The following is a 13,121-nucleotide window of genomic DNA, read 5'->3' as shown; positions in this document are numbered from 1 at the left end:
CAATAACTGTTGCGCAACAGCCATTGCGGATGGCAGGGTCGGTGGCATGGAGAGACCCGACGTACGCCAGGTCACCGACTCGCGGGTGCTGGCCGCCATGGCCCACCCGCTGCGCCGCCGCCTGATGGACGTGCTCAAGGTGCACGGGCCCTCGACCGTCGGCATGCTCGCCGAGCGCACCGACCAGGCGCCCGCGAACGTCAGCCACCACCTCAAGGTGCTCGCCGCCGGTGAACTCGTCACTGAGGCCCCCGAACTGGCCCGGGACCGGCGCGAGCGGTGGTGGCGGCTGGTCACCAGGGGGCTGCGCTGGTCCAACGTCGACTTCGACGCCGACCCCGCGGCACGGGCGGTCGCCGACGCCGCCACCTCGCTCAACCTGGACCGGCACGTCGCCCTGGCCCGGGCGTGGCACGCCGCCGACGAGGCGGCGCAGGCCGCCTGGCAGGACGGCCCGTTCTCCACCGACAAGTGGCTGCACCTCACTCCCGACGAACTCGCCGAGCTGAGCCGCGAAATGATCGACCTGCTGGCCCGCTGGGCCGACCGGCCGCTGCCTGACGACGGCCGCGAACGGCAGCCCGTCTTCGTGTTCGCCCACGGCATTCCGGCCCGGCCGTGACCACGGCCACCCGCACCGATCCGACCCCGGCCCGGCCGGCCGGCGGTCTCCTGCGGCACCGGGACTTCCGGCTGCTCTGGGCCGGCCAGGCCGTCAGCAGCATCGGCAGCAACGTCACCACCGTCGCCCTGCCGCTGGTCGCCGTGGCCGTGCTCGACGCCGGCACCTTCCAGGTGGCGGTGCTCACCGCCGCGGCCTGGCTGCCCTGGCTGCTGATCGGCCTGCCGGCCGGCGCGTGGGTGGACCGCCTGCCGAGCCGACCGGTGATGGTCGTCTGCGACGTGCTCTGCGCGCTGGCCTTCCTCAGCGTGCCACTGGCCGCCGCGCTGGACCGGCTCACCGTCTGGCACCTGCTGGTGGTCGCGCTCGGCGCCGGCACCGCGCGGGTCTTCTTCGAGACCGCCGACCAGGTGTACCTGCCGGTCGTGCTGCGACCCGAGCAGCTACCGGAGGGCAACGCGAAGCTGCACGCCACCCAGACCGTGAGCTACGTCGTCGGGCCGGGCCTCGCGGGCCTGATCGCCCAGCTCACCGGGGCGGTCGCCGCGCTGCTGCTGGACGCGCTCACCTTCCTGCTCTCCGCGGCCTTCCTGCTGCGGATCCGCACCGTGCAGCCGCGCACCCGGCGGGCGGAGACGTCCCGGTCGCTGCGCCGGGACATCGCCGAGGGATTGCGCTTCGTCGCCCGCGACCCGTACCTGCGGGTGCTGTCGGTCTTCGGCGCGGCCAGCAACATCGGGCTGATCGGCTACCAGGCGGTCCTCGTGGTCTTCCTGGTCCGCGAGCTGCGGCTCGCGCCGGGCCTGGTGGGCATTCTGATCGCGGTGATGAGCGCCGGGGGGATCGTCGGTGCGTTGCTGGCCACCGCGCTGGCCCGGCGCTTCGGCACCGCGCGGGCCATGCTGCTCGGTGCGGCCCTCACCGGCCCGCCAGCGCTGCTCATCCCGCTGGCGGCGCCCGGTGCCGGGCTGGTCTGGCCGGCCCTCGGCGGAGTGCTGATCGGCCTCGGTGTGGCCATCGGCAACGTGGTCAAGGGCAGCTTCCGGCAGACCTACACGCCGCATCACCTGCTGGGCCGGGTGACGGTGAGCATGCAGCTGCTCAACTACGGCACCATCCCGGTGGCCGCCGTGCTGGCCGGCGCGCTCGGCGCGCGGTACGGCGTCGGCACGGCGATCGGGGTGATGACCAGCTGGCTGGCGCTCACCCCGTTGATCCTGCTGATAGGGCCGCTCCGGCGGCGGCGGGACCTGCCCGCCGCCCCGGCGGCGTCTTGAGTGCACTGCGGCGGTGGCCGTCGACCGGCCGCCGCCACCGGCACGGAGCTACATCGGGCGGACGTTGTCCGCCTGCGGACCCTTCTGCCCCTGGGTCACCTCGAACTCGACCTTCTGGCCCTCGTTGAGCTCCCGGTAGCCGCTCGAAGCGATGGCGGAGTAGTGGACGAACACGTCCGGCCCTCCACCGTCCTGCTCGATGAAGCCGAAGCCCTTTTCCGAGTTGAACCACTTAACCGTGCCGGTTGCCATGCATCTCTCCCTGTTCAAAGCGGCTGACCCTCGGCGTGTGGCCGATGATCGCCCGTACCTGTCCGACAGTAACGGGCAAAACCCGGATCCGCCGGCCGAAGTGCCGTAGGAACTCGGGTGAACTCTACGTGGCGCGATGCGAAACGCGCCCCCGCCACCCGTCACTGGGGCATGCTTGGCCCCGATGAGAGGTGCCGCAGCCACCGCGCTGTCCGAGCTGGAGCGCGAGATCGACGCGCCCGGCGACGGCCTTGACCGGCTCCGGTTGGTGCCCACCCCGTTCGTTCCCGAGGTGCGGCTGCACCTGGCCGAGGACGCGATCGTCTGGTGGGCACGCATGGAGGCCGCCGCCGGGCACACCCTGGCGCCGCCGTACTGGGCGTCCGCCTGGGCCGGAGGTCAGGCCCTGGCCCGCCACCTGCTGGACCATCCCGAACTGGTCGCCGGGCGGCGGGTGCTCGACCTCGCCGCCGGGTCCGGGCTGGTGGCCATCGCCGCCGCGCTGGCCGGTGCCGCCGAGGTGGTCGCCAACGACATCGACCCGTACGCCGTCGCGGCCGTCACGGTCAACGCGCGGGCCAACGGGGTCGCCGTCGACGCCACCGGAAGTGATCTGCTCGACACCGGAGACGCGGAGGCGGACGTGGTCCTCGCCGGCGACGTCTTCTACAGCCGCGCACTGGCCGACCGGATGCTGCCGTTCCTGCAACGGGCCGCCGCCGGCGGTGCCGACGTGCTGGTGGGGGACCCCGACCGGGGGCACCTGCCGGCGGACCGGCTGACGGTGCTGGCCGACTATCCGGTGCCCACGACGGAACCGTCGGTCGACTCGTCGCTACGCCGGGTGCTGGTGCTGCGACCCGCCTGAGGCGCGGCCGATCTCAGGGGCGACCCCGAGGTGGATACCAGGGGCCGCTGGGGGATGCGACCGGATGTCCAGGGTGGTGTGTCGGCCATAGCGTACGGGGCATGACGCAATGGCTCGCCGAGGTCGGAGACCTGCCCATCCTGCTGCTGATGGGAGCACTCGGGCTGGTCATGCTGTTCGACGCCGTACCCCTGCTGGGGGTCCTGATCCCCGGTGACGTGGCGATCCTGGCCGCGGTCGGCGTGGGTCGCCCGGCCACGGGGCTGGCGACCTTCACCGCGGTGCTGGTCGGCTGCCTGGCCGGATGGTCGCTGAGTTTCCTGGTCGGTCGCCGGTACTCCGAGCGGCTGCGACACAGCCGGGTCGGCGACTGGATCGGCGAGGCACGTTGGACGGCGGCGGAGGGGATCCTGCGTCGCGGTGGCGGCCGGATGATGGTGGTCGCGCCGTTCCTGCCGGTGTTCAACGCGCTGCTGCCGCTGGCCGCGGGCGGGCTACGCATGTCGTACCGGCGGTTCCTGGGGTGTGCGGCGCTCGGCGCGACGGCCTGGGCCGGTCTCTACCTCGCGCTGGGCACCGCGTCGCGCTCCCTGGCGGGGCTGCTGCCGGGGGAGTCGAGCCCGCTGCTGGTCACCATGGGCGTCGGGCTGGTGCTGGCCGCCGTGGTGTTGCTGGGCACCCGGCGCAGGCTCCGCGCGGTCGCCGGCCCGCCGGCGCCCTGACCGGATCGGCCGACCGGCGGGCGGGGGTGCGCCCGGGTGGTCGGGTGGGTGGTGCGGGGCCGGCCGGGGGGCCGGCCCCGCTCGGGTCACCAGCCTCGGGCGCGCCACTGCGGCAGAGCCGGGCGCTCCGCGCCGAGGGTGCTGTCCTTGCCGTGCCCCGGATAGAACCAGGTGTCGTCGGGCAGCTTGTCGAACACCTTTTGCTCGACGTCGTCGATCAGCGCGGCGAAACGCTCCGGGTCCTGGTCGGTGTTGCCGACCCCGCCGGGAAAGAGACTGTCGCCGGTGAACAGGTGCGGGGTCCCGTTCGGGTCGCGGTAGAGCAGCGCGATCGAGCCCGGGGTGTGCCCCTTGATGTGGATGACCTCCAGGGCGCAGTCGCCGACCGGCACGGTGTCGCCGTCGGCGAGCCGCTCCGCCTCGATCGGCAGCCCGGCCGCGTCGTCGGCGTGCACCAGCGTCCGGGCGCCGGTCTTGGCCACCACCTCCTCCAGCGCCACCCAGTGGTCCATGTGCTGGTGGGTGGTCACCACGGCGGTGAGACCGGCGTCGCCGATCAGGTCCAGCAGCCGGGGTGCCTCGTTGGCGGCGTCGATCAGCACCTGCTCGCCCGTGGCCGTGCAGCGCAGCAGGTACGCGTTGTTGTCCATCGGGCCCACCGACAGCTTGCTGATGGTGAGGCCGTCCAGCTCCCGCACCGCCGGCGTGCCGCCGGGGGTGACGTCTCCGCTGTATGTCATGACGTGTCTATATCCATTCCGGTGGAGTAGGCAGGGGACCGTCGGGAGTGACGGCGAGCGCGTCGCCGCCGTCGCGGCCGATCAGCCAGGCGGCGAGGTCGGGTGCGGGGCCGGTGACGGTAGGGGCGCCGGCCCGCTCCCCGATCACCAGCTCGTGCTTGCTGCCGTCGAAACGCAGCACCATCGACGGTGGTGCCGGCAGGTCGGCGTGATGGGCGGCCACCTCGCGCAGCAGCCGCTGGGCGAACGTCTCCGGCCAGTCGGCGGGCCGGTAGGCGGCGGCCAGGTCGACGTGGTGCACCTCGATCTCGCGCAGCCGGCCCCAGACGAGCAGGGCGGCGGGCCACGGGCCCCGGCGGGTCTGCACCGTCGCCGCCCACGCCTGCACCGTCATGGCGGCGACGGCCTCGGCGAACCGGTCCGCACTGCGCCGTAGGTCGTCCAGGTGCTCGGCGGCCGGCCGGCCCGCGCCGGCCTCGATGTCGGCCGCGCGGGCCGCGGGGGAGGCGTACATGGGCACCGGCTCGCCGGTGCGGGCCGCGGTGAGCAGGTTGACGAAGCCGTCGGCGTTGCGCGCCAGATGGGCCAGCACGTGGCCGCGCGTCCAGTCCGGCAGCAGCGACGTGGCCGCCAGGTCCGCGGCGTCGAAGGAGGCCGCGGTGCGGAGCAGCCGACTGGTCGCGTCGTCCACCTCGCCCATCAGCAGCAGTGGGTCGGTGGTCACGCGTCGACCCTAGCGGTCCGCCGTCGCGTCGTCGCCGGGGAAATCGCTTTCGGCGCGTCGGCGCGCGCCCTACCGTCGGCGCATACGCGGTACCGGGACGTCGGAGGGGGGTGGTGACCATGCCGGCCGTGGCACGCGTGTTCCGCCATCACCAGCTTCGACACCGATGAGGACGCCATGACGATCGATCTGACCGCCCTCGGCTGGGACGCCGAGTGGGCGGCGTACGCCGCGCGGCGCGGCGAGCACCGACCGGGCCGGGTGGCCCGGGTGGACCGGGGGGTCTGCACGGTGCTCACCTCGACCGGCCCGGTCCGGGCCAGCCTGGGAGGGCCGGTGCTGGTCGCCGCCGCCCGGGACCCCTCCGCGCTGCCCTGCGCCGGGGACTGGGTGCTGCTCGCGCAGTGGCCGGACGGCCGGACCACCGCGGAGGCGGTGCTGCCCCGGCGGGCGGCGCTGATCCGCCGTACCGCGGGAAAGGACGCCAGCGGCCAGGTGCTGGCCGCCAACCTGGACGCCGCCGCCGTCGTGGAGCCGGTGCACCCGGAACCGGACGTCGGCCGGATCGAGCGGCTGCTCTCCCTGGTCCACGAGTCCGGGGCCCGGCCGCTGGTCGTGCTGACCAAGGCCGACCTCGCGGCCGACCCGGCCGCGCTGGCCCGTCAGCTCGCCGCCGTCGCCCCCGGAGTGCCGGTGCTGCCGGTCAGCGCCGAGCGCGGCGCGGGGCTCGACCCACTGCGCGCGGAGGTGGCGCCCGGCCGCACTCTGGGCCTGCTCGGGCCGTCCGGCGCGGGCAAGTCGAGCCTCGTCAACGCTCTGGCCGGTGCGGTGATGATGCCGACCCAGGCGATCCGCCGGGTCGACGGCAAGGGCCGGCACACCACCACCTGGCGGGCACTGGTGCCGATCCCCGGTGGTGGCGCGGTGATCGACACTCCCGGCGTGCGAGCGGTCGGCCTGCTGGACGGCGTGGCCGGGCTCGACCGGGCGTTCGCCGACATCGCCGGGCTCGCCGAGGGGTGTCGGTACGCCGACTGCGGGCACGACGGCGAGCCGGCCTGCGCGGTCGGGGAGGCGCTGCGTACCGGGGAGCTCTCCACCCGGCGGTGGGAGAGCTGGCGACGGTTGCAGCGGGAGGTGGCCCAGGAGAGCCGGCGGCGGGAGGCGCGGCTGGCCGCGGAGCGGCGCGGCGGCTGGCGCTCGGCGCGGCGTCGGGCGGCCCGACCGCCGACGCCCGGCGGTTACTGACCGGCCGCGGCCGACCGGGCTGAGCTGGGGGAATGTGCGGGCGCGGGAAACTGTCGTACCTCGGGGCTAGAGTTGCCGAGGCGTGTTTTCCGCGCCCGCACCACCGCTCAAAATCACCCCAGAGCGGGACAGATTCTCCGCTTCATCTTCATCCGGGAGTACACGGACCGTGGCCGACCGACTGATCATCCGTGGCGCGCGCGAGCACAATCTGCGTGACGTCAGTCTCGACCTGCCCCGGGACGCGCTCATCGTGTTCACCGGGCTGTCCGGGTCGGGCAAGTCGAGCCTGGCCTTCGACACGATCTTCGCCGAGGGGCAGCGACGCTACGTGGAGTCGCTCTCCTCGTACGCCCGGCAGTTCCTCGGCCAGATGGACAAGCCCGACGTCGACTTCATCGAGGGGCTGAGCCCGGCCGTCTCGATCGACCAGAAGTCGACCTCGCGCAACCCGCGTTCGACGGTCGGCACCATCACCGAGGTCTACGACTACCTCCGGCTGCTCTACGCCCGCATCGGCGAGCCGCACTGTCCGGTCTGCGGCGAGCGGATCTCCCGGCAGAGCCCGCAGCAGATCGTCGACCGGGTCCTCGCCATGGCCGAGGGCACCAAGTTCATGGTCCTCGCCCCGGTCATCCGCGGCCGCAAGGGCGAGTACGTCGACCTCTTCTCCGAGCTGCAGGCCAAGGGCTACGCCCGGGCCCGGGTCGACGGCGTGGTGCACCCGCTGACCGAGCCGCCCAAGCTCAAGAAGCAGGAGAAGCACACCATCGAGGTGGTGATCGACCGGCTCACCGTCAAGCCGAGCGCCAAGCAGCGGCTGACCGACTCCGTCGAGGCCGCCCTGGGCCTGTCCAGCGGCCTGGTGCTGCTCGACTTCGTCGACCTCCCCGAGGACGACCCGGACCGGGAGCGCCGCTACTCCGAGCACCTGGCCTGCCCCAACGACCACCCGCTCGCCATCGAGGACCTCGAGCCCCGGGTCTTCTCCTTCAACGCGCCCTACGGCGCCTGCCCGGAGTGCACCGGCCTGGGCACCAAGAAGGAGGTCGACCCGGAGCTGCTGGTGCCCGACCCGGAGCGCAGCCTGCGCGAGGGCGCCATCCAGCCCTGGTCCACCGGCCACAACCTCGAATACTTCCTCCGTCTGCTGGAGGCGCTCGGCGAGGCCCAGCACTTCGACGTCGACACCCCGTGGCGGGCGCTGCCCGCGCGGGCGCAGAAGACGATCCTGCACGGCTCCGACGACCAGGTGCACGTGCGCTACCGCAACAAGTACGGCCGCGAGCGCTCCTACTACACCGGCTTCGAGGGCGTGGTGCAGTGGATCGAGCGCCGGCACTCCGACACCGAGTCCGAGTGGTCGCGCGACAAGTACGAGGGCTACATGCGCGACGTGCCGTGCGCGGCGTGCGGCGGCGCCCGGCTCAAGCCCGAGGTGCTCGCGGTGACCCTGGCCGGCAAGAGCATCGCCGAGGTCTGCAACCTGTCCGTGGGGGAGTGCGCCGAGCTGCTCGCCGGCATCGAGCTGACCGACCGGCAGAAGATGATCGCCGAGCGGGTGCTCAAGGAGATCAACGCCCGGCTGCGGTTCCTGCTCGACGTCGGCCTGGACTACCTCTCCCTGGACCGGCCGGCCGGCACCCTCTCCGGCGGCGAGGCGCAGCGCATCCGGCTCGCCACCCAGATCGGCTCCGGCCTGGTGGGCGTGCTCTACGTACTCGACGAGCCGTCGATCGGGCTGCACCAGCGCGACAACCACCGGCTGATCGAGACCCTGATCCGGCTGCGCGGGCTGGGCAACACGCTGATCGTCGTGGAGCACGACGAGGACACGATCCGCACCGCCGACTGGATCGTCGACATCGGCCCCGGCGCCGGCGAGCACGGCGGCGAGATCGTGCACAGCGGCTCGGTGCCGGCGCTGCTGGAAAATCCGGCCTCGGTCACCGGGGCGTACCTGTCCGGGCGCCGGTCGATCCCGACACCGCAGAAGCGCCGCCCGCAGACCAAGGACCGGGAGCTGGTGGTGCACGGCGCGCGCGAGCACAACCTGCGCAACCTCACCGTCTCGTTCCCGCTGGGCCAGCTGATCGCGGTCACCGGTGTCAGCGGCTCGGGCAAGTCGACGCTGGTCAACGACATCCTGTACGCGGTGCTGGCCAACCAGATCAACGGCGCCCGGCTGGTCCCCGGCCGGCACACCCGGGTCGGCGGCCTGGAGCACGTGGACAAGGTCGTCGGCGTGGACCAGTCGCCGATCGGTCGGACGCCGCGATCCAACCCGGCCACCTACACCGGGGTCTGGGACCACGTCCGCAAGCTCTTCGCCGAGACCACCGAGGCCAAGGTGCGCGGGTACGGTCCGGGCCGGTTCTCGTTCAACGTCAAGGGCGGGCGCTGCGAGGCGTGCTCCGGCGACGGCACCATCAAGATCGAGATGAACTTCCTGCCCGACGTGTACGTCCCGTGCGAGGTCTGCAAGGGCGCCCGGTACAACCGGGAGACCCTGGAGGTGCACTACAAGGGCAAGACCGTCTCGGACGTGCTGGAGATGCCGATCGAGGAGGCCGCCGAGTTCTTCTCGGCCATCCCGGCCATCCACCGGCACCTCAAGACGCTGGTCGACGTGGGCCTCGGCTACGTCCGTCTCGGTCAGCCGGCGCCGACCCTCTCCGGCGGCGAGGCGCAGCGGGTCAAGCTCGCCTCCGAGCTGCAGAAGCGCTCCACCGGGCGGACGGTCTACGTGCTCGACGAGCCGACCACGGGCCTGCACTTCGAGGACATCCGCAAGCTGCTGATGGTGCTGGAGGGGCTGGTCGAGAAGGGCAACACCGTGATCACCATCGAGCACAACCTCGACGTGATCAAGACGGCCGACTGGCTGATCGACATGGGTCCGGAGGGCGGCCACCGGGGCGGCACCGTGTTGGCCACCGGCACCCCCGAGGAGGTCGCCGAGGTGCCGGAGAGCCACACCGGGCAGTTCCTGCGCCAGGTGCTCAAGCTCGACGGCGAGGCCAAGGGCGCGGCGGCGGCAACCAGCCGGGCCGCCCAGGCCAACGGCGTCACCAAGACCCGGGCACCGCGCAAGGCCCGCGCCGTCGCGCGCTGAGCTGACCAGCAGAAACGCCGGCGGTGCCCGATCGGGCACCGCCGGCGTTTCCCATTTCCTGGGTCGAGACCATGCCACCGTGAACCATCCGGCACAGTTGCCCGTGTTGACGAGTGTGGCCGGGTGATCGGGACCGGCGCAGCAGCCCAGAGAGAGGCGAGGCATGAGTGACGATCAGGCGCTGACCGGGCCGGGTACGCAGACCCGTCGGACCCTGCTCACCGGTGTCGGGGCGATCGGCGCAGCCGTCGTACTGGCCGCCTGCGGCAGCGACGACACCGGCGGTGGCGACGGCGCCGCCCCCACCAGCGGCGGCCCGGCGGTGCCCAGCACCGGAGACGCCGGTGGCGGCGACCGGCAGGGCGCCCAGTCCCTGGCAACCACCAACGACATCCCGGTCGGCGGCGGCAAGATCCTCAACGCCGAGGGCGTGGTCATCACCCAGCCCACCGCCGGCCAGTTCAAGGGCTTCGGCGCGATCTGCACCCACCAGAACTGCCCGGTGACGAACGTCGACGGCGGCACCATCAACTGCACCTGCCACGGCAGCAAGTTCTCCATCGAGGACGGCTCGGTGAAGGCCGGCCCGGCCACCAAGCCACTGCCGCCCAAGAACATCAAGGTCACCGGGGACCAGATCTCACTGGCCTGACCGGCCGGCCTGGCCGGGGCGTCCCGATCGACCGAGGCCCGGCCCCGTCGGTCGGGCCTCGCGGCTCAGCCGCTTGATCGACTCGCGTTCCGGCAAGTCGGGGTGTTCGGCGGCTTCCGACACGCCGACTTCCCGGAAGCCGAGTGGATCTGCCGGACCAGGCTGCTGTCGGAGGGCCGGACTAGGCTTGGCGGCGTGGCTGACCCCTCGACCTACCGTCCCGCACCCGGCACCATCCCGGAGTCACCGGGGGTCTACCGCTTCCGCGACGGCACCGGCCGGGTGATCTACGTCGGCAAGGCGAAGAACCTGCGTAGCCGGCTCAACTCCTACTTCGGCGACATCTGGAACCTGCACGAGCGCACCCGGCAGATGGTCACCAACGCCGAGTCGGTCGACTGGATCACCGTCGGCACCGAGGTCGAGGCGCTCCAGCAGGAGTTCACCTGGATCAAGCAATACGACCCGCGGTTCAACGTCCGCTATCGCGACGACAAGTCCTACCCCTACCTGGCCGTCACCCTCGACGAGGAATACCCACGGCTGCAGGTGATGCGCGGCGCCAAGCGCAAGGGGGTGCGCTACTTCGGGCCGTACTCGCATGCCTGGGCGATCCGCGAGACCCTCGACCTGCTGCTGCGGGTGTTCCCCGCCCGGACGTGCTCCGCCGGGGTGTTCAAGCGGGCCGGCCAGGTCGGCCGCCCCTGTCTGCTCGGCTACATCGGCAAGTGCTCGGCGCCCTGCGTCGGCACCGTCTCCGCCGACGAGCACCGGGCCATCGTCGACGACTTCTGCGACTTCATGGCCGGGCGCACCGACACGATGGTCCGCAAGATCGAACGCGAGATGACCGAGGCGAGCGAGCAACTGGAGTTCGAGCGGGCCGCCCGGCTGCGCGACGACGTGGCCGCGTTGCGGCGGGCCATGGAGAAGCAGACCGTGGTGCTCGGCGACGGCACCGACGCCGACGTGGTCGCGTTCGCCGACGACCCGCTCGAGGCAGCGGTGCAGGTGTTCCACGTCCGCGACGGCCGGGTCCGCGGCCAGCGGGGCTGGGTGGTGGAGAAGACCGAGGACCTGACCACCGGCGACCTGGTGCACCACTTCTGCACCCAGGTGTACGGCGGCGAGCACGGCGAGGCCGACGTACCCCGGGAACTGCTGGTCCCCGAGCTGCCCGCGGACGCCGACGCGCTGGCCGACTGGCTCTCCACCCACCGGGGCAGCCGGGTGTCGCTGCGCGTGCCGCAGCGCGGAGACAAGCGTTCGCTGATGGAGACGGTGGAGCGCAACGCCAAGGACGCGCTGGCCCGGCACAAGCTCAAACGGTCCGGTGACCTGACCACCCGGGGCAAGGCGCTGGACGAGATCAGCGAGGCCCTGGGCATGCGCACCTCGCCCCTGCGCATCGAGTGCTTCGACATCTCGCAGATCCAGGGCACCGACGTCGTGGCCAGCATGGTGGTCTTCGAGGACGGGCTGCCCCGCAAGAGCGAGTACCGGCGGTTCATCGTCCGGGGCGCCACCGACGACCTCTCCGCGATGTCCGAGGTGCTGCGCCGTCGCTTCGCCCGCTACCTGGACGCGCGATCGGAGACCGGCGAGGTGGGAGTGGAGTCGGCCGACGACCCGGAGGCCCCCACCGACGCTCAGGAGCCGCAGATCGGCGCACTCGTCGACCCCACCACCGGCCGGCCGCGCAAGTTCGCGTACCCCCCGCAGTTGGTGGTCGTGGACGGCGGCGCGCCGCAGGTCGCGGCCGCCGCGCAGGCACTCGCGGACCTGGGCATCGACGACGTGGCGTTGTGCGGGCTGGCCAAGCGGCTGGAGGAGGTCTGGCTCCCCGACGACCAGTTCCCGGTCATCCTGCCGCGTACGTCGGAGGGGCTCTACCTGCTGCAACGGGTCCGCGACGAGGCGCACCGCTTCGCCATCACCTTCCACCGGCAGCGCCGTTCCAAGCGGATGACCGAGTCGGCGCTGGACCACGTGCCCGGTCTGGGGGAGGTGCGCCGCAAGGCGCTGCTGCGGCACTTCGGCTCGCTCAAGCGGCTCTCCGCCGCCACGGTCGAGGAGATCACCGAGGTGCCCGGGGTGGGCCGGCGCACGGCCGAGGCGATCCTTGCCGCGCTCGACAAGGGCACCGGGGTCGTCGAGGGCGCTGAGGCGAGTTCGTGAGCCCGCCGCCAGTCGGTACCGCCACCACGCGCTGACCGAAGGTGGACGGCGTGCCCAGAGGCGGCTGGCCCGCCGATGGGTGCGACACGTCGGCTCATGATCGTGCTCGATCCCGGATTTAGTGGCCTCGTTCGGCCCGAATGGGGCCTGTGTCCGGAATCGAGCACGATCTTCACCGGGTGGTCGCGCGGTCTGCGGGGCATTGGGCCGGCGGTGCGCTCCGCGGCCGGCCTGGCGGCCGTGGGGGCGTCTCGTCCGCTGACGTGGTGGGCAAGATGCTGTGCACTTTCCGGGAAGGTGTTGCCTCGGCGCGTGGGCAGGCAGCACTTTCCCGGAAAGTGCGCGGATCTTGGGACCCGGTCGGTCCGGCGCGGGGAGCGTGCGCTGTCCGGTTCGGGACCTGCCGGTGACGGCTTGTCTGTCGGGTTTGTGGCGGGCCGTCCGGTGGGCGGGGCCACTCTCGGGGTGGAATCGGCGCCGGGTCGGGGTCGTTATACCTGGCATGCGACCGTGGCCCCCCGGCCCGGTCGGGGGCAGCCGCCGGGAACACCCGCCAGGCCGCCTCCGTTACATCCCCCGTAGCCAAGCGCCGGCCGCCCCGGGAACACCCGCCAGGCCGCGACGGTTACATCCCCCGGACACCCGAGCAGGCCCCGAGCCGCCGGGCAGATCCGCCCCCTTTCTGAACTTCCCGCGCAACCCACCCCCTTGCACGTTCGGGTT

Annotated in this window: 11 protein-coding genes; 8 read left to right on the top strand and 3 right to left on the bottom strand. The window is 72.5% G+C overall.

The genetic code is table 11. The annotated features are described in order from the left end of the window. The first annotated feature begins 46 nt into the window (after positions 1-46). Complete coding sequence (locus ACTWLT_RS19640) at positions 47-622, top strand: ArsR/SmtB family transcription factor (RefSeq protein ID WP_445319654.1); 576 nt, start codon at positions 47-49, stop codon at positions 620-622. After that, complete coding sequence (locus ACTWLT_RS19635) at positions 619-1,899, top strand: MFS transporter (protein ID WP_445319653.1); 1,281 nt, start codon at positions 619-621, stop codon at positions 1,897-1,899. Before ACTWLT_RS19640 ends, ACTWLT_RS19635 begins: the two co-directional genes overlap by 4 nt. Before the next feature lie 48 nt (positions 1,900-1,947). Here ACTWLT_RS19635 and ACTWLT_RS19630 read toward each other — a convergent pair whose 3' ends face one another. Beyond that, the gene (locus tag ACTWLT_RS19630) at positions 1,948-2,151 is read right to left on the bottom strand and encodes a cold-shock protein (RefSeq protein WP_007462771.1); all 204 of its coding nucleotides are present in this window, start codon (positions 2,149-2,151) and stop codon (positions 1,948-1,950) included. 184 nt (positions 2,152-2,335) lie between these two features. On the opposite strand from ACTWLT_RS19630, the gene ACTWLT_RS19625 reads away from it, so the two are divergent. Together ACTWLT_RS19625 and ACTWLT_RS19620 are read left to right on the top strand one after the other, a co-directional pair. Beyond that, positions 2,336-3,019, top strand: coding sequence for a class I SAM-dependent methyltransferase (locus ACTWLT_RS19625; RefSeq protein WP_445319652.1), 684 nt, complete (start codon positions 2,336-2,338; stop codon positions 3,017-3,019). A gap of 101 nt (positions 3,020-3,120) precedes the next feature. After that, positions 3,121-3,741, top strand: coding sequence for a DedA family protein (locus ACTWLT_RS19620; protein ID WP_445319651.1), 621 nt, complete (start codon positions 3,121-3,123; stop codon positions 3,739-3,741). Positions 3,742-3,827: 86 nt separating this feature from the next. Here ACTWLT_RS19620 and ACTWLT_RS19615 read toward each other — a convergent pair whose 3' ends face one another. Both ACTWLT_RS19615 and ACTWLT_RS19610 read right to left on the bottom strand, forming a co-directional pair. Further along, positions 3,828-4,481, bottom strand: coding sequence for an MBL fold metallo-hydrolase (locus ACTWLT_RS19615; RefSeq protein ID WP_445319650.1), 654 nt, complete (start codon positions 4,479-4,481; stop codon positions 3,828-3,830). Positions 4,482-4,488: 7 nt separating this feature from the next. Then, entirely contained in the window at positions 4,489-5,205 is a 717-nt protein-coding gene (locus tag ACTWLT_RS19610) for a maleylpyruvate isomerase family mycothiol-dependent enzyme (protein ID WP_445319649.1), read from the bottom strand. A 177-nt stretch (positions 5,206-5,382) separates the two neighbouring features. Between ACTWLT_RS19610 and rsgA the strand changes: the two genes are divergently transcribed. The 4 genes from rsgA (at position 5,383) to uvrC (ending at position 12,398) form a co-directional block, all read left to right on the top strand. Then, positions 5,383-6,453: a ribosome small subunit-dependent GTPase A gene (gene rsgA, locus ACTWLT_RS19605; protein WP_445319648.1), complete on the top strand. Its 1,071-nt coding sequence runs from the start codon at positions 5,383-5,385 to the stop codon at positions 6,451-6,453. Between the two features lie 169 nt (positions 6,454-6,622). Beyond that, on the top strand, positions 6,623-9,568 hold the full coding sequence (uvrA, locus tag ACTWLT_RS19600) for an excinuclease ABC subunit UvrA (RefSeq protein ID WP_445319647.1): 2,946 nt from the start codon (positions 6,623-6,625) through the stop codon (positions 9,566-9,568). 163 nt (positions 9,569-9,731) lie between these two features. Continuing rightward, a complete protein-coding gene (locus ACTWLT_RS19595) occupies positions 9,732-10,220 on the top strand; it encodes a Rieske (2Fe-2S) protein (RefSeq protein ID WP_445319646.1) in 489 nt (162 codons plus the stop codon). A gap of 195 nt (positions 10,221-10,415) precedes the next feature. Further along, positions 10,416-12,398, top strand: coding sequence for an excinuclease ABC subunit UvrC (gene uvrC, locus ACTWLT_RS19590; RefSeq protein ID WP_445319645.1), 1,983 nt, complete (start codon positions 10,416-10,418; stop codon positions 12,396-12,398). The last annotated feature ends 723 nt before the right edge of the window (positions 12,399-13,121 follow it).

It is taken from the genome of Micromonospora yongxingensis, from assembly GCF_052601155.1.
The sequence above is the reverse complement of the archived record's forward strand: the minus strand, read 5'-3'. Positions and strand labels throughout refer to the sequence as shown.